Raw genomic sequence first — 15,686 nt, forward strand, 5'->3', positions numbered from 1 at the left:
TTATTTACCGAGTTAATCGCAAGATAGAGGGACAACAATGCTAGCAATTAAACAAGTCATGGATGAACAGACAATAGACCAAGCTGCTGAACTCAAACGTTCGATGATATCGGTAGAAGACCTTTCGCTGGTATTCGAGACTAACGATGGCCCAGTTAATGCGCTTTCAAACATTAACTTGAACATTAACGAAGGCGACTTCGTTTCATTTATTGGCCCATCGGGCTGCGGTAAAACCACCCTATTGCGGGTAATTGCCGACTTAGAACAAGCCACTTCTGGCAGTATCAAAGTAGACGGCACTTCTCCTAAAGACGCCCGACTTAATCGACTTTATGGCTACGTATTTCAAGCGCCAGGCCTGCTGCCATGGCGCACTATTCAACAAAATTGCGCCCTGCCAATGGAGATATCGGGTCAGTCTGGTGCTCATCAACAAAAGCAGATTGATAAAAACCTGAAAATGGTTGGCCTACAAGACTTTCACAACAAGTTTCCTTGGCAGCTATCTGGAGGCATGCAACAACGCGCCTCAATAGCCCGTGCTTTATGCATTAATCCGCAATTACTGCTAATGGATGAGCCCTTTGGAGCTCTAGATGAAATTACCCGTGACCACATGAACATGGAGTTACTACGCATCTGGCAGGAAACACAGAAAACCGTGGTATTTGTTACTCACTCTATCGACGAAGCGGTGCTTCTCTCCACCCATATCGTGGTGATGTCCCCGCGACCAGGGCGAATAGTAAAAGTGATTGAGAGCCCCTTGCCTAGGTTAAAAACACTGGCACTACGCGACCAAGCGGCTTTTCATCAATTGGCTGCCGAAATTCGTAGCGCCCTAGCCAACGACCATGCCATTGATTAGATTCATGGGAGAGTAGTGATATGAAAAACCTCAACTTCCGCGCCAGTTGGCTACCAGTCGTCAGTATGATTTTGGCCATTATTGGCATTTGGTATATCGCTGCCTTGCTGATGAATGGTAACCAGTTAATCAACCAGCTAGAACGGAAAAAACAACAGTGGACATACAGCCAAGTTATTAGCCAAGCCTATCAAGTAAAACGCCCCATGCTGCCGGCCCCACATCAAGTAGCCTTAGAGTTAAAAAAGTCGGTTTTTGATACGGCAATTAGCTCTAAGCGCTCCTTAGTTCACCATAGCTTAATCACCTTAAACTCCACCATGCTTGGTTTCTTATTGGGCTCTGTTGTAGGCATTGTGATTGCCATTGGCATCGTTCATAACAAGACCTTAGAAGCGAGTTTAATGCCCTGGATTATCGCTTCCCAAACCATTCCAATACTCGCTATTGCCCCGATTATTGTGGTGGTATTAGGCGCGCTTAATATCACCGGGGTATTACCTAAAGCGGTTATTTCTATGTACTTGTCTTTCTTCCCAGTCACCATTGGCATGGTAAAGGGATTGCGCGCCTCAGACACTCTGCATGTAGAACTTATGCACACCTATAATGCCAGCGCTTTACAAACGTTTTGGAAACTTAGATGGTATTCGGCGCAGCCCTACTTATTTGCCAGTTTAAAAGTTGCCATTGCGGCCGCATTAGTGGGGGCCATTGTTGCCGAACTACCAACAGGTGCCCAAGGTGGTTTGGGCTCTCGCTTGTTAAGTGGCTCTTACTATGGCCAAACGCAACAAATTTGGGCAGCGCTGATCATGGCAGCACTCCTTGGCTCATTACTGGTATGGATAGTTAACCTAGCAGAAACAGCCTTGCTAAAACGTCGCGGAGGGCTGAGCAATGCCTAAGTATGTTTTAACCATCGTTTACCTCAGCCTATTGGCAGGCCAACTAGCCTTAGTAAGCTCAAGTGAACAAGGCTTCTATCAACAATCGCCAGCCTTGCTAATGCTGCTTGCGGTATCTGCTTATGCTGTTGCGGCCTTACTCAGTCAGCTGACACAACTGGCCGAAACTCGCCCTAGCTACGCTGCCGTTACTAAGGTACTAGTGCCTAGCTTGTTTGCCTTTATGCTACTGCTTACTTGGCAAAGCATAGTGGTAGGTTTTGCCGTCTCTGCAGTGTTGCTGCCAGCACCTAGCGATATTTTTTATAGTTTAACTAACAACTTACCGATGTTTTGGGCCGACTTTAAACAAACTTATTTAAAGGCAGTATTGGCGGGTTACTTCCTAGGTTGCAGCGCTGGATTCATAGTCGCTCAAGTGGCAGTAAAAAGCCGGTTTTTGCGAGCAGGTTTAGTGCCATTGGGGAACTTTATGTCGGCGATCCCAATTGTTGGTATCGCGCCTATCATGGTTATGTGGTTTGGCTTTGACTGGCAATCAAAAGCGGCAGTGATTGTAGTTATGACATTTTTCCCAATGTTTATTAATACGCTTGCGGGTTTACAGTCAACCGACGCCATTCATAACGACCTCATGCATACCTACGCTGCTAACAAGTCACAGATTTTTATAAAAAGCCAACTACCACAGGCTTTGCCCTTCATTTTTAACGCCTTAAAACTCAACTCTACGCTGGCACTTATTGGCGCAATTGTGGCTGAGTTTTTTGGCACACCTATCGTAGGTATGGGCTTTCGGATTTCTACTGAAGTAGGCCGAATGAACATGGATATGGTTTGGGCCACGATTGTTGTTGCGGCAATTGCGGGGTCCTTAAGTTACGGAGCCTTGGCTCTTTTAGAAAGGTCATTACTGTTTTGGCATCCCGCTTTTAGAGGAAGCCATAAGCGCTAATTTACACACTCAGGCATTGTTGCAATAAAGGGAATTAACTATGAATAAGAAACTGATTTCATTGGCATCAGGCGCTGCATTACTTGCAGCTAGTTTTGGGACATCTGCAGCAGAGAAGCTGACTTTACAGCTAAAGTGGGTAACTCAAGCTCAGTTTGCTGGATACTACGTAGCGCTAAACAAGGGTTTTTACCAAGACCAGGGAATTGATTTAACCATTAAACCAGGTGGACCCGATATAGCCCCAGCGCAAGTACTTGCCGGTGGCGGAGCCGACGTAGTTGTCGACTGGCTACCCTCTGCATTAGCAACACGAGAAAAAGGCTTACCACTAGTTAACATAGGGCAGATTTATGGCAAATCGGGCATGATGTTAACCTGTTTGAAATCTAGCGGAATTTCTAGCCCTGCCGACTTTAAAGGCAAAACTTTAGGAGTGTGGTTTTTTGGTAACGAATACCCGTTCTTGAGCTGGATGTCTAAACTAGGCTATGACACAACAGGTGGCGAAAATGGAGTTACAGTTCTAAAACAAGGATTTAATGTAGACCCCATCTTCCAAGGCCAAGCAGATTGTGTTTCAACCATGACTTACAACGAATATGGCCAAGTGTTAGATGGCGGTTTAAGCAATGAAGAACTGATGCTGTTTAAGTATGAAGAAGAAGGCGTAGCTACTTTAGAAGACGGCTTGTATGTACTAGAAGACAGCTTAAAAGACAGTAAAAAACTAGCTACCTATGCCAAGTTTTTAAAAGCAACGATTCAAGGCTGGGAATGGGCGGCAGCTAATCCTAAAGAAGCAGGCCTAATAGTATTGGATTACGATGATACTGGCGCTCAAACAGAGGAGCACCAAATTCGCATGGCTAACGAAGTAGCCAAATTGCTGGCCAGCAGTGATAAAGGTATCGGCTACTTGGACCCAGCAGCCTTTGACCGTACTGTGAATGTTTTACTGGATAGTGATTCAACGCCGGTAATCACCAAGAAGCCGGAAGGCGCCTACACTCATGCAGTATTCGAAGCAGCAGCAAAACTATAAAGAGATAATCAGACTTAGCTAATCCACAGGCTGCTTAATGCAGCCTTTTTGCTTTCGTCTGGTAACGGCTTCTCACTTATACCAATCACACTAAGTAAGTGATCAGAAATAACGCAGTTATCGAGTATATAAACCAGATAGAATGAACAGTTACTTAGTACGATTAGTATTAAGACTTCAGTGTCCGCCCCGCCCTTCTAATCGGCCACATCAGCAGGCCGCCAAACAACAAAGCGGCCAATCCACTATAGGCTAAGAATAATGGCTCTAAAGATATACCAGGTTTGAAGTTAGCGAGTACTTTTTCAAGCGTTTCCCATCTCTGAGGGCTAAACATGTATTTGGCTTTCTGATAATAAGTGCCTTGCTCAAAAACGATAATGGCTTGGTTCAGCTCCTCGTATTCATACATGGTTTGCTGTTTTTGCTCGGCGTCTGTGCGCACCGCCAAGTTAGAGTTATTCTTAAAGTCATCAATCATCGCGTCAATGCTTGAGTATTGGTGCAACTCAGCATTCTGTTGAAAGTTGTCCACTTGCTGTTGCAATACATCATGTTGGCCACTGACAAACTGTAAGTAATGATTGCTTAACAGCGGCAACTGCATAAAGCCCAACAACAGAACCGCAAACAAAACCTTGTCTAAGGTATTAACCAACAAATCGCGCCCTCTTAACAACCTATGCTAGACAAGAACAATAAGCGAAGTCAGAGCTTACTTCAAAGCCATTGATTGACAACGCTCACGAATAAGCACTTGAAACAAGATTGCTTGTTCAAGCTATTTGATTGAAGTCCGATTGGGCTAAATGATGGCACACATAGGGAAAACGCCGGCATCAAAACGCAAAAAAGCCGTCACTAGGACGGCTTTTTCTAAATATGGTACCAGAGGCCGGACTTGAACCGGCACGCTATCACTAGCGGGGGATTTTGAATCCGTTACAATTTCAACCAAACAACTGATTTTTAAGTGTATTTATCTACGTTCAAAGTACTTGCATACATGAATCATACATTTGCACAGTGTACGTGCTATTCTAACACTATTGCTTTTTGTGCTCAAAATGGAGTTGTAGGTGAGTAGCGAGTTCGGAGATTTAATAAGCAAATTGGCAAGCATCCATGATGTCGATGCACTGCGCGCCGCTCTCGATGCAGCTGAAAAAGTCACTGTTGAAAAAGCCGAAGGTGACGGTGAACCGAAGAGCTACAAAATCACTGAAGGTGTGGTGATTTATCGGCAAACAAGCTCGAAGTGGTGGGTTAGAGTTAAGCGCCCTCTTCCGTTCGGTGACTATCATAAAGAAAGCACGGGAGAGAAGGATGTTGAGAGAGCAAAAATCAAGGCTGGCGTAATTGCTGGCAGAGTTCGAGCTGAGCTAGATGCAGGGACTTACAAGCCGAGGGGCGGAACAGACCGAGACATCATGTGGCAAAAAGTCTGTGATGAAGTTTCTCAGCAGTTAAGGATCGTCTGCAACCAGAAACTGAGTGCTGCTAAGGCAGACGGACATACGGGTAAGTTCGATTGCCAAGAAAAAACCCACTTGGGAATCATTAAAAACCACATCAGACCAAGATTTGAAGGTCAACGCATTGGGGCAGTAGATGAGCCAGCGCTGTTAAAGTGGGCGGATTACGACTTTGTGCCAAAAAAGAAAACATTTGCTACCAATCTAAAGCGCTGTCTCGAGCTAATCTTTAAGCGTGCATTAGTAGAGCGATACACAGGAGCTTCCCCTAAAGTGCCCGTTTTTCCTTACAATGAAACCATCAGCGGCAAGCCGCTTGCCCCAGCTGACCGAAAAGTAATTTTTACAAACTTGGAGGCATTTGTTCCCAACGCGCCAAAACACATCAGCCGCCATATCCGCGCCCAACTCCCTTTTTATATTAACTTCTTGTGTACAACAGGCGTGCGGACAGGTGAAGAGCCGCTAGGGATTAAATGGGGCCACCTCACCAAAATCAAGAACAGAGAAACAGGCAAGATTCATTATCAAGCCTCGATCACTCGCGGCAAGATGGTGCGAAAAGAAAATGCTAGGGGCGGAGGCACAACAATCAAGGGTGGGCGTGAAATCCTTCTTGAACCCGAAGCTGTCACGACAATCGAGGGCTTATATTACCTCCGCTACGGCATTCGCGTGACTATTAGCGAAATCATTGCAGATGAAAGCAAAGCTAATGACTACATTTTTCGCACCGAGTCAAACAGAAAGCCTAATTTCGCAAACTCTTTTAAGCAGTATCAAGAGTATCTCGGCAGCAAGCTCTCTCAAGAGTACATCCTTTATGATTTTAGACATGAGTACATTAACCAGAAACTAGACAAAGGTGTGGCGGCCCACATGGTTGCAGACCAGGTGGGTAACAGCGTCAACACGATCCATAAATTCTACAAAGCATATCGAGCTGAGAACCGTGCAGCAGCGTACTTGACTGAAGAGCAACTAGCGGTATTTAACCAAGAGATTTGCGCTGGCGGTATGGTTGGCGAGGCGGATAAAAGCGAAATTGGCAAAGGCGATGATTACTAGATTTTTGGAACACACCAAATATATGCATACCCGCGTCTCTCCTGATGAGATGACATCCGAGCAATTGGAGACAGTTGCAAGAGTGGCTAAAGAAGCTCAAGCACGAAGCGAGGCTGCTGGCTTTGCGATTAAAGTAATTATCAACGATGTCAAAGACGATAGAACTAAGCAAGCGAAGTGGTTCTGGTCATATGATGTTGTTGCTGATGAAAAGATGACAGCTGAACAGCAAGACTTTGACAAAGCATTCGGGATGAAATAGACAAAAAATACCCCGCACGTGGCGGGGCTGAGTGAAGAAGTGGCGACTAACGCAAAGGCAAAGTGAAGAGCCAGCCACATTTATATAGTAGCAAAACCTCGCCAAATTGCAATTTATTTACCGTTTTTTATTTAATCTTAATTCGAACAACATTGCTAAATACTATCTTAATTCAAAAAAGTGCTCGACCTTTCTTATAAGTAAAAGAGATCGAGCAGTATTACTCAACCAGGTGAGGAAGCCACACTGGATAGTCGATTGCGCCAGCAATCAAAAAAACAAAACACACATAAATCTCGTGCGAGTACCTTTGCAAGTACTTTAAAAAACGGTTTATTATTTCTTGCTTTTTATTTTTTACAGTGCTATCATGTATATAAATAGACAATAGAAGTGAAAATGAAATACGAACTAAAGGCAAAGAGAAACGCACAGCACTATCTGAAAGGCACTATTGAAGAGAGTGTTTATGTATGTGTTGATGAGCAAGACGCAGGCGGCTTAGAACCCTTGGCAATTGCGCCTGGCAAAATAAAGAATGTGGTTGACTACTATACAGATGCACGCATCGTACCTACGCTTGTATGCACAAATGCAAACCAGTCAAAACTTGTACGCATTGCGACAAGCACTAGGGTTGATTTACTTAACACTGATACAGAGGAGTTGCACAGCACAGGTTCTCTATCTTTCACCGAAAGACAGCTATTAAACTGTAAATTATCTTGCAAGTACTTTTTGGTGGAAGATGTAAATGGAGCTGCTTTTGCTCTTTCTAAAGAAGTGCCATTTTTACGCAGTGTTCAAGATGCGGCGAAGCTTATCAGCGAAGTAATCCCAGAATCTCTTCGCAGCCCTGTGATCGAGAACCAGGTGATCGAGCTACTAACCAAGTCTCATGAAGCCAATGTGGCAAAAGTTCGCAAGACATACGACATCAGTCCATCTCTACGCGGCCAGCTAGAAACTAAGCAGTTTGCATCTATGTCTAAGCTTGGTCGCTACATCAGCAATCAGAACAGCGGCGTATATCTAATTAAAACTCCTCACGGCTCAGGCAAGACTTCAAAAGTAATGCTTCCAACTGCTGCTCGTAAGATGAAAGATGGCAGTAAGCCAGTGTTTGTCTCGCATCTCAGGGCTATCAGCTACTTTGTTCAGAGCTGCAAGAAAGGCAAAAAAATGACCCACTACCTTGAGGATTCGCTTACTGACATCGAGTCGGGCGAGGCGCTTAATGTAGTTATTAACAGCCTTAATAAAATGCATTTAAAAGAGTTTGCAGACGACAGCAAAGCACTCCTTCTTGAAGAAGTAACCAAAACCATCGAAGCCCTGGCTGGTGACAACATGTTTGGCGCTCTTCGTGTTTACGAGAACTTCAAAGGATTGTGCGAGACAACAGACCTAATCGTAGGAACTGACGCCGACATCAATGATGCAACTGTTCAGTTCATGTTGAGTTGTGGTCGCACTCCGCAAATCCTAGAGGTTAAAGCTGAGCGCAAGAATGGCATAAAAGCACATCTCGACCATGTTGCAGCCACTTCTGAGCAATTCAAGCAAGCAGTCGTAGACGGCAAGAAGGTTGGCATCGCTATCGACAACAAGAAGCAGTTCAGAGGATTAATGAAACAGCTTGGTATTGATGTTGATACAGCAGAGGATGTGCTTTACATCGAGTCAGACAACAAAAGCTCAGACAGACAGGATAAGTTCCTAGCTAATCCAGATAAAGAAATTAAGAATTACAGGGTGATTGCGTGGACCCCAGCTATGGGTTCAAGCGTGAGCATCACAGCCAAGCACTTGGATGCAGTATTTGGCTTGTTCTACGGTGTAACCACTCCTAGCAACGCCATCCAAATGCTAAGAAGATACCGCCCAGCCAAGGAGATCTTCGTTGGTATCGCGGATAAGAATGAGCAACCAAGAACTCCTAGCAAGGACGCGTTGCTAGCTGCTACAGCACCGCACATGCGCGATTACGAGAGCTTCAAGTTTGATGTCAATCAAGCAAATGCTTTCGCAGCAAAAAGCATTCAAAGCAGTATGGTGATAGCGCTTGAAGATGCTGGGTTTGAGGTCTGCATTGCGCACAATGTAGCTGACTCCGAAGTAAGAGCTGAAGCTAAGAAAAACAAGGCGCAAACAGCTAGAGCTAGCACCCAGGCGTACCAACAGGGCATCAGCGAAGCTAGAGTGATCGACAAAGAAGAAGCTGACAGCTTAAGAACTTCTCAGAAAATGACATTTGCAGACCGCTACGCGCTAGATAAGTTTGATGCCAAAAAAGAGTTGTGCGCAAACGAGCTGACACCTAAGTTAGCAGCAATCTGGAAAGAAGGCCAAGCAAAACGCTTCCTGCCTCTAATTGAGTGCGGTCTTGCTGATGCTTTTAAAGCAAGAAGACTGGATGAATATGTCGAGGCCAATGGCAGAAGCAGCAGACACTGGAGTATTAAGAACGAGTTGCTATCAAATGTATTTGAGCTTCTTAACTTCTCAATGAGTGGTTGTGCGTATGTTAGTGAAGATGCTCTAAACGTAGTTAGCTATCTACGTGAGAGAAAGAACGCGGCGAGATGGAACATGCTCGGCCTTGGTGTAGATATTGAGAACAAAGAGTACACCCTGCACTCAGCAGGCCTTTGGGTTAATAGATTCTTCAAGATGCTAGGTCTTGTTACCAAACCAACTAAGCGTAAAGAGCACGGCGGCAAGAAAGGACGCAATGTAACTAACTTGAAAGAGATTGCGGAGATTCTGGCTAGAAGACAGCTAACTCAAAGAGGCGCATTCTGCTTTAAGCCCGAAGTTGTTGGTCCGATGAAGTTTGACAGCAAAGAAGAGCTTCTTGGGGAAAGCATTGAGATGGAAGCGCCTGCTGCTCAGCCTGAAAAGACCTTGATGGCTGAAGAAGTGATGAGCATTGAACAAGTGGAAGCATACTTTGTAGCAGAGGGGTAACACCCTCTCTATACACTAAATTTAAAATCAATATCGCTAAGTTTATTTACCGTTTTTTATTGTACCTGTATAAAATTCACTGCAGAATCATATTAAATGGTAAAAGATCAAAAGAGAGAAGAGGATGAAAGTGAAACAAGAGTTTGAACAGCTATTTAGAGAAATTGGGATTACTCCCGACCAGCCGCCTACTGGCGAGCAGATGAGAGAGCTGGCTGAGCGCCTTGGTATCACTACCACTTCTTCCCGTAGTAATCAGTATTTTGCTATGGATGAGCAACGCATTGATGTCAAAAAACTTGCTGAGATTGCGTTGTTGTCAAAACACTATGCGATTAAAGCCCTGATGGTTGGCCACCTTGTTCCTAGTCGCTTCTGGAATAACTTTCTACTAAATTCAGGCTTGGTTGAGCCTACTTACAATCTACAAATTGCGAGTTAATTAACCGAACATTTTTAATACCAAATAAACGGTAAATAAATCAAGGAAAAGCTTGCTTTGTAATTGCTATTCCGCTACTCCTTTGCTATAATATTAAAGAGTAAATAATATAGGTTTGATTAAATGGGCGAAGTAATTCAGATGACCTCAAACAATAAACAGAAAGAAATGGATCAGCGTCACTTCACATGCTTCATGACTGCAATGCTAGTGAGCGAGAAAGAGCTAGCAGAACATATAGAACTTCGAGGCATCCAGGGCTACACAGAAGATGAAGTGGAGGAATGGGAAGCACTCTTAAAGGTTAGCTACGCCTCGCTGGCTTAATTCCCTGCCCCCATAAAAAAGGCACAGTTTTACCCCAGTTTTGAACAACAAAGGACTAGTTTTGCACGCATTTGATTTCTACAAACAGTTTAAAGAACAGAAAAACAACCGCCACGCGAGCATGATGATGAAGAGTAAGTGGCGAGGAACTATTATCTTCTGCTTCTCTGACAGACCTCAAGCGCACCAAGTCATCGTCAATTTCGATTTCCGAGATGGCGAAGGCGAAGAAGGTTTTGAATACATTGAAGATGTTCGTCTTGTGGGCCTTGATGTGGGTGGCTTGACAGGCACTAAGTTTGAAAACGGTGAGCTGCTAAAAGTTGGCAGAGCACTCTTAGGTTTGAGCGCAAAGGAGATAGAGGATGCCATTGACCGTGGATAAATTCATTGAACGATTTGAAAGCAACGTACCAGATCGCAACATCAGCATCATGATTGGTAGTGATGAGCATCCAGAGGATGTGGATGTGACGTTTAAAGTCGGGAGAAGTGCCATACGCGCTAAGTTTCGACCTGACAATCCCCAAGGTGAAATCCTGCTGGATAACGTGGTCTTGTCAGGCACTTCTTTGATAGCAACGCGCCAGGTTTGCGACATACGCAGAGTCTTGATTATGAAACACGGCTCTGCTGCTCTTGATGCTGAACTTGATAAATTAAATTTGGATAAACCGCACTAGTTTGCGCTCAAAACCACTCTAACTTGGCATTAGCCATCATCTATTAGGCGGTTAATTATACCCAGCGTTTAAGATTGGAGCAGCCAGATCATTAATAGGTAGTAAATAAATGCATTTACTTAACTACTAACAAAAAACTACAAAGGCAAAGAAAATGAAATTGATAGCAAACACTTACAGACACTCTACTGAAAACTTCGAAATCACTGTTACTACTTGTAATGCAAAAAGAGCAAAGTGCAGAAACAGCGATACAGGTGAAGAGCAAGTATTTAATCGCGGCAAGCTAGAATGGATGATTAGCAAAGGCATCTTCGAAAAAGTAACTGAAGCTGAGCTTGAGGCAAGAGAAGCGGCTGAAGATGCAGAAGTTGAAGCAGCTGCTCAGGCTAAAGAAGATGCTAAGTACAAAGAGCTGAAGCGCTTGAAGATGAGAAAGCTAAAGAGGGAGTTTGAAAATGCTTAAATTGAATATTGAAATCAAAGAAGCGCCCTCGCCTCACGCAGTTAATGATGACTGGGGTACGTCAAAAGAAGCTTTAAAAACCCTATGTTCGCTCAGTGTCATTCACTTTGAAATGGGAAAAGAGATTGTCTGGGAGTCAATGACAGGAGTAAACGAGCAAGGTGAACTCAAGCGCTACACGCTAAAAGCAAGAAGGGATGACTTGAAGCACGTGCTTAGAGAGGAAGCTGAAGGCGAGGACTTGGATGCGAATTTTGCCAGAGGAGAAGATAACAAAAAAAGACTAGCAAAGCTTATTAACAGAGAGTTGGTTAGAAACAGAGAAAAGAACCAAGGCCAAGAGAACTCAATGGATTAATCTTCCTGCCCGCTGGGGCAGGGAAAATCCATGAGAAGTCTATTTTTGCAATTATATTTCATTCTGTAGCAATGAAAATATTACTGCTGAGACTTGGTAGATTTCAGGTGGGTGTATATATTTTGCACAAACGCTCCTTACATTATGCAATTAACGTTCGTCATTTCTCGGCCCCTTTATGCCAATAGCTGACAGCCCCTAACGATGATATCGCTAAGTGGGTAGACGACAATTCCCTTGAAGATTGAAACGTTGTCGATGATGGGTATTATCACAGAGGGAGGTTCGGTTCATCACGGAAAAACCACACGAGCCATAGGGCAATCTCAGTAAATCCAGAAATCTCATATTGAGTGTTTTTTATCAGAACAAGCCACCTAGCTCTTAACTGAGACGCTTTTATAAACGGTAAATATTTATTGTCAAGCCCGTTTTTTGCGTTAGTATATGGAAAATTATATTAACTTCATTAGGCGCACAAATGAGCACACAACCAGAAGTGCTAAAAGCACTCATTCTTAAACTTAAAATGGCAAATTGGCCTGAGCTTGTAGACAAAGAAGAAGCTAAGGCTAAGTGCAAGGAAGTTCGTGATTTAATTGGTATTGATTATGTTGTGTATCAAGATAGTGATTCATTCCTAATTGCGCTCAACGGAAAAGGGCGTGGCAAAAAAGTAGAAGAGTTTAAGAAGCGTGGCCGTCAGCCAGTTTCTGCGTTAGATAAAGCTGGTCGTGCGGCGAAGCGTGCAATCTTGAAGCATGATAATGCTGTGGAAGCATTGAAGAAAGGCGAGCCTGAGCAGCCCGAAGTAGAAGGATTGGTTAAGCGTGGCCGCCCATCCTTAAGTCTTGAAGGCTTTGAGCAAAGAACTAAGAAAGAGATGGATAAAGCTATCGCGGCTCTGCATCAAGTTCAGGAAATCGCAAGCGACAAGCAGTCTGATATAGATGAAATTAAAGCGTGGCGCGATCCTGCTGTTGATGGAGATAAGCGCGTAGGTATGCCCAAAGCCGATACCATCCAAAACCTTGAGAACAAAATTCGCCGACATAAAGCACGTATCAAGCGCATCTTAGATGGTGAAGAAATTAATACTGACGAAAAAGATAGAAAGCAATCAGTGCATGGCAAGGCGTTTGGCCGCAAAGGCATGACTGATGAAGAGAAGATTGAAGGTATTGAGCTTCGAATTAAAAAACTGAAAGAAGAGATTAAAGAAGAGGAAGATAAGCTCCCTAAAGAAAAATTGGAATATGTCAGGTTGCGCCGCTTTCGTAGGAGTCAGAAGGAGCGCCGCGCTGAGTTAAGCATAGAGCAGGTTGAGTTGGTTGAAAGACACTTAGCGAATGAGACTAAGCCTGGTGAGCTAGATAAGGATATTGCTGTTTGCGATTTTATCATTCATCAGCACGTTCTTGATAAACAAGAAGAGCTTATTGAGAACTATAAGAAGCTGGGTACTTTTGAGATTGTTGGCAAATATGATGGCTTGGGCGGGATTGAGCGAATTCAAGGGATGAGGGATGTCTCTATCAAGACTGAATTGGAGATGCAGAGAAAAGCTTTGGCTGAAAAAGAAGAAGCTGAGCGTATTTCTGAAGAAGCTAGAGCTAAGAAAGAAGCTGAGCTATTAGCAAAAATGAAAGCTCTCGAAGTAGAAATGAAGTCACTGCAAAAAGAGAGAAAGAAAAGTACGTAGTAGCTTTGCCAGTTTCTCAAATGAACGGGATGCGGGGGAATCCCCCCCGAAAAAACCGCCTACCTCAATACCAAAATCATTGAACCCCTAATGCCTTGTATACGGCATCTACGGGATCACTATAAAAACTTACCTGAAATTTGGTGAATGTTTCTGCGGGAACAGATGGAATATCACCCGCTGAAGCCATTGGGAGTAATATCTTTGTCGCGCCCGCTTCTAAAGCTATTTGCATGCTAGAAGCTAAGTCCTGAACAGGGTTTACTACGCCGCCTAAAGTAATACTACCCAGCACTACCATCTGTTCTTGAATAGGTTTATTTAGCAAAATTGAACAGGAAGCTACCAATGTCGCCAAACTAGAGCCGTAGCAATTTCCAGACGTTTGTAAATCAACAAAATGCAGGTGGAACTCATGCTCAGAGAAGCGAGAGTTTGCTGCAATACGATTCAGATTTCCTTTGAAGTATTCAAAACCTACCCGTACTTGCTCTTTTGCCGAAGTATCAGGCCCAAAGCCTGAAGTTGAGTGTTTACCATTACCTGGAGTCATTTGCGACTCAATACGATAGACACCTAGTTTGCCTACCGCTCCTTCATCAATAAAATGAACAACCCCAGGATTGGGAATGCCAGCAGGAATAATATTGGCTCCACCTTGCTCAGGTACATTAACAAAAAACTCTTCTAACGACTCATTATCGATGTAACTGAAATTCACATCGAAGAACTCCATGCCACCAATTTTCTTAAGTTGCTCTTTTACACGACGACGAACTTCAAGCGCATAAGTTAAACAGGTTCTAACATCGTCCTTGCTGTACTCTCCATGAGGGAGTAGTAGTTTAAGTAAACCAGAGGTCGTTCTACGAACACCTATAACATCTCGCTGATTTAAGTTATTCCCAAGCTTAAAAAACTTATCTATAGCGTCAGAGAAAGTGGTTTTACGCATTTCTCGCATATATTCGGCTAAGTAGTCTGTGATTAGACCAAAACGATCTGTGAAGAACTCAGGACGCATTTTAGGTATTTCCCAGCCAGGAATATAAGCATGAAAACGGTCAAAGTAGGCTGAATCAATCATTTCATCAGGGAAAGGAGCTAATAGGTGACTTGTTTTAACAAGTGTCTCAACGCTGTGATCAATATTACCTACAAATACCATTGAGGCCTTAGCTTCAATTGAGTCACGGCCACGAGAGAAGGAGCCTGATGCCATATAATCTTTCATGATTTGAATGCCGTCTTTATCTTTAAAACGTATTCCAGCAACCTCATCAAAAGCCACAACATCCCACATGCCTACCAAACCAATTTGTCGAGAAGACATGTTGTAAAACAAGTTAGCAACCGTTGTTTGTCCACCAGAAACTAACAGTGAATTAGGTGAGCACTCTTTGTAGACATGTGATTTACCAGTACCACGAGGGCCTAACTCACAAACGTTATAATTATTTTCAACAAATGGGATCATGCGTGCTATTAAGTGCCACTTGCAACGTTGCTCAAGATTAGCTGGCTCCATCCCAATAGAACGTAATAAAACATCAATCCACTGATCCATTGTGAATTTACGGCGAGCTTGATATACCTCATCCATATTCATCGATGGCATCTGAATTGGCTTTAGGCTAAATACACTAAATGGAGATATTTTTTGCCCTTCTTCATAGAAATAACTAACCGTAATAATGCACCAAATGCCGCCAGTAAGTAGCTTTTCGTTTTCCTTAACGATCTTGTTGGGTACTACTGCGTCTTTAATACCCAGGTTGGAAAGACTTGCCTCATACACGTCTTTTTTCTGGTTAAGCTTTACAGTTACTTTATCAATTACTTTGTGAGTGCCCTTTTCACGAATTAATGACTTAGCTTTTTCAGCTTCATCAGGGCGAACATAATTCTCTGTTAAAATTTTCTTTACGTTCTTAAGGCCTTCGTCGATGAGTTCATCTTCCGCAGATGAACAATACATTCCCAGCAAATACTCAAGGACATAAACGGGTACATTAGCCCCTTCTTTTAACTGCTTAGTTAAGTCTTTACGGACAACACGACCTTTAAACTCTGTAGTCATCAATTCATCAAGGTCAGCACTTCTAATATCACTTGCTTCTTCCGCTATTTTATTTTCCTGCTCAAAAGTCATTT

The 15,686-nt window shown here is 43.5% G+C and carries 16 protein-coding genes; 14 read left to right on the top strand and 2 right to left on the bottom strand.

Annotated features, from left to right (window positions below; all coding sequences use genetic code 11):
• The first annotated feature begins 37 nt into the window (after positions 1-37).
• Genes ACYFDN_RS09635 through ACYFDN_RS09650 form a run of 4 tightly spaced genes read left to right on the top strand, consistent with a single transcriptional unit; the run spans position 38 to position 3,779 of the window.
• Positions 38-871 carry an ABC transporter ATP-binding protein gene (locus ACYFDN_RS09635; RefSeq protein ID WP_483510888.1) on the top strand — a complete coding sequence of 278 codons (834 nt, stop codon included), beginning with the start codon at positions 38-40 and terminating at the stop codon, positions 869-871.
• A 20-nt stretch (positions 872-891) separates the two neighbouring features.
• On the top strand, positions 892-1,779 hold the full coding sequence (locus ACYFDN_RS09640) for an ABC transporter permease (protein WP_483510890.1): 888 nt from the start codon (positions 892-894) through the stop codon (positions 1,777-1,779).
• Entirely contained in the window at positions 1,772-2,734 is a 963-nt protein-coding gene (locus ACYFDN_RS09645; RefSeq protein ID WP_152784297.1) for an ABC transporter permease, read from the top strand. The genes ACYFDN_RS09640 and ACYFDN_RS09645 overlap by 8 nt, the downstream gene beginning before the upstream one ends.
• A 40-nt stretch (positions 2,735-2,774) precedes the next feature.
• Complete coding sequence (locus tag ACYFDN_RS09650; RefSeq protein ID WP_483510892.1) at positions 2,775-3,779, top strand: ABC transporter substrate-binding protein; 1,005 nt, start codon at positions 2,775-2,777, stop codon at positions 3,777-3,779.
• Between the two features lie 169 nt (positions 3,780-3,948).
• Here the strand turns inward: ACYFDN_RS09650 and ACYFDN_RS09655 are convergent, their stop codons facing one another.
• On the bottom strand, positions 3,949-4,437 hold the full coding sequence (locus ACYFDN_RS09655; RefSeq protein ID WP_483510894.1) for a DUF2937 family protein: 489 nt from the start codon (positions 4,435-4,437) through the stop codon (positions 3,949-3,951).
• 421 nt (positions 4,438-4,858) lie between these two features.
• Here ACYFDN_RS09655 and ACYFDN_RS09660 point away from each other — a divergent pair, with 421 nt between their 5' ends.
• The 10 genes from ACYFDN_RS09660 to ACYFDN_RS09705 all read left to right on the top strand — a co-directional run bounded on the left by ACYFDN_RS09660 (position 4,859) and on the right by ACYFDN_RS09705 (position 13,532).
• On the top strand, positions 4,859-6,322 hold the full coding sequence (locus ACYFDN_RS09660) for a hypothetical protein (RefSeq protein WP_483510896.1): 1,464 nt from the start codon (positions 4,859-4,861) through the stop codon (positions 6,320-6,322).
• Positions 6,312-6,584 carry a hypothetical protein gene (locus tag ACYFDN_RS09665; RefSeq protein ID WP_483510898.1) on the top strand — a complete coding sequence of 91 codons (273 nt, stop codon included), beginning with the start codon at positions 6,312-6,314 and terminating at the stop codon, positions 6,582-6,584. Before ACYFDN_RS09660 ends, ACYFDN_RS09665 begins: the two co-directional genes overlap by 11 nt.
• 399 nt (positions 6,585-6,983) lie before the next feature.
• Positions 6,984-9,554 carry a hypothetical protein gene (locus ACYFDN_RS09670; RefSeq protein WP_483510899.1) on the top strand — a complete coding sequence of 857 codons (2,571 nt, stop codon included), beginning with the start codon at positions 6,984-6,986 and terminating at the stop codon, positions 9,552-9,554.
• Between the two features lie 124 nt (positions 9,555-9,678).
• Positions 9,679-9,996, top strand: coding sequence for a hypothetical protein (locus ACYFDN_RS09675; protein WP_483510900.1), 318 nt, complete (start codon positions 9,679-9,681; stop codon positions 9,994-9,996).
• A 123-nt stretch (positions 9,997-10,119) separates the two neighbouring features.
• Positions 10,120-10,323, top strand: coding sequence for a hypothetical protein (locus tag ACYFDN_RS09680; protein WP_483510902.1), 204 nt, complete (start codon positions 10,120-10,122; stop codon positions 10,321-10,323).
• Between the two features lie 61 nt (positions 10,324-10,384).
• Positions 10,385-10,708: a hypothetical protein gene (locus ACYFDN_RS09685; protein ID WP_483510903.1), complete on the top strand. Its 324-nt coding sequence runs from the start codon at positions 10,385-10,387 to the stop codon at positions 10,706-10,708.
• Positions 10,689-11,006: a hypothetical protein gene (locus ACYFDN_RS09690; protein WP_483510905.1), complete on the top strand. Its 318-nt coding sequence runs from the start codon at positions 10,689-10,691 to the stop codon at positions 11,004-11,006. Before ACYFDN_RS09685 ends, ACYFDN_RS09690 begins: the two co-directional genes overlap by 20 nt.
• Before the next feature lie 154 nt (positions 11,007-11,160).
• Positions 11,161-11,472, top strand: coding sequence for a hypothetical protein (locus ACYFDN_RS09695; protein WP_483510906.1), 312 nt, complete (start codon positions 11,161-11,163; stop codon positions 11,470-11,472).
• Entirely contained in the window at positions 11,465-11,830 is a 366-nt protein-coding gene (locus ACYFDN_RS09700) for a hypothetical protein (protein WP_483510907.1), read from the top strand. Before ACYFDN_RS09695 ends, ACYFDN_RS09700 begins: the two co-directional genes overlap by 8 nt.
• A 481-nt stretch (positions 11,831-12,311) precedes the next feature.
• Positions 12,312-13,532, top strand: a complete 1,221-nt coding sequence (locus tag ACYFDN_RS09705; RefSeq protein WP_483510909.1) for a hypothetical protein — start codon at positions 12,312-12,314, stop codon at positions 13,530-13,532.
• Positions 13,533-13,608: 76 nt separating this feature from the next.
• Here ACYFDN_RS09705 and brxL read toward each other — a convergent pair whose 3' ends face one another.
• Positions 13,609-15,684: a protease Lon-related BREX system protein BrxL gene (gene brxL / locus ACYFDN_RS09710; protein ID WP_483510910.1), complete on the bottom strand. Its 2,076-nt coding sequence runs from the start codon at positions 15,682-15,684 to the stop codon at positions 13,609-13,611.
• Between the last annotated feature and the right edge of the window lie 2 nt (positions 15,685-15,686).

The organism is Agarivorans sp. D1326 (assembly GCF_056958115.1).

What these genes read in the sequence shown, in the direction of transcription:
- ACYFDN_RS09670 (WP_483510899.1), top strand. Translation starts at nt 6,984, where the DNA reads ATGAAATACGAACTAAAGGCAAAGAGAAACGCACAGCACTATCTGAAA.
- brxL (WP_483510910.1), bottom strand. Translation starts at nt 15,684, where the DNA reads ATGACTTTTGAGCAGGAAAATAAAATAGCGGAAGAAGCAAGTGATATT.
- ACYFDN_RS09700 (WP_483510907.1), top strand. Translation starts at nt 11,465, where the DNA reads ATGCTTAAATTGAATATTGAAATCAAAGAAGCGCCCTCGCCTCACGCA.
- ACYFDN_RS09675 (WP_483510900.1), top strand. Translation starts at nt 9,679, where the DNA reads ATGAAAGTGAAACAAGAGTTTGAACAGCTATTTAGAGAAATTGGGATT.
- ACYFDN_RS09690 (WP_483510905.1), top strand. Translation starts at nt 10,689, where the DNA reads ATGCCATTGACCGTGGATAAATTCATTGAACGATTTGAAAGCAACGTA.
- ACYFDN_RS09645 (WP_152784297.1), top strand. Translation starts at nt 1,772, where the DNA reads ATGCCTAAGTATGTTTTAACCATCGTTTACCTCAGCCTATTGGCAGGC.
- ACYFDN_RS09680 (WP_483510902.1), top strand. Translation starts at nt 10,120, where the DNA reads ATGGGCGAAGTAATTCAGATGACCTCAAACAATAAACAGAAAGAAATG.
- ACYFDN_RS09650 (WP_483510892.1), top strand. Translation starts at nt 2,775, where the DNA reads ATGAATAAGAAACTGATTTCATTGGCATCAGGCGCTGCATTACTTGCA.
- ACYFDN_RS09665 (WP_483510898.1), top strand. Translation starts at nt 6,312, where the DNA reads ATGATTACTAGATTTTTGGAACACACCAAATATATGCATACCCGCGTC.
- ACYFDN_RS09705 (WP_483510909.1), top strand. Translation starts at nt 12,312, where the DNA reads ATGAGCACACAACCAGAAGTGCTAAAAGCACTCATTCTTAAACTTAAA.
- ACYFDN_RS09640 (WP_483510890.1), top strand. Translation starts at nt 892, where the DNA reads ATGAAAAACCTCAACTTCCGCGCCAGTTGGCTACCAGTCGTCAGTATG.
- ACYFDN_RS09635 (WP_483510888.1), top strand. Translation starts at nt 38, where the DNA reads ATGCTAGCAATTAAACAAGTCATGGATGAACAGACAATAGACCAAGCT.
- ACYFDN_RS09695 (WP_483510906.1), top strand. Translation starts at nt 11,161, where the DNA reads ATGAAATTGATAGCAAACACTTACAGACACTCTACTGAAAACTTCGAA.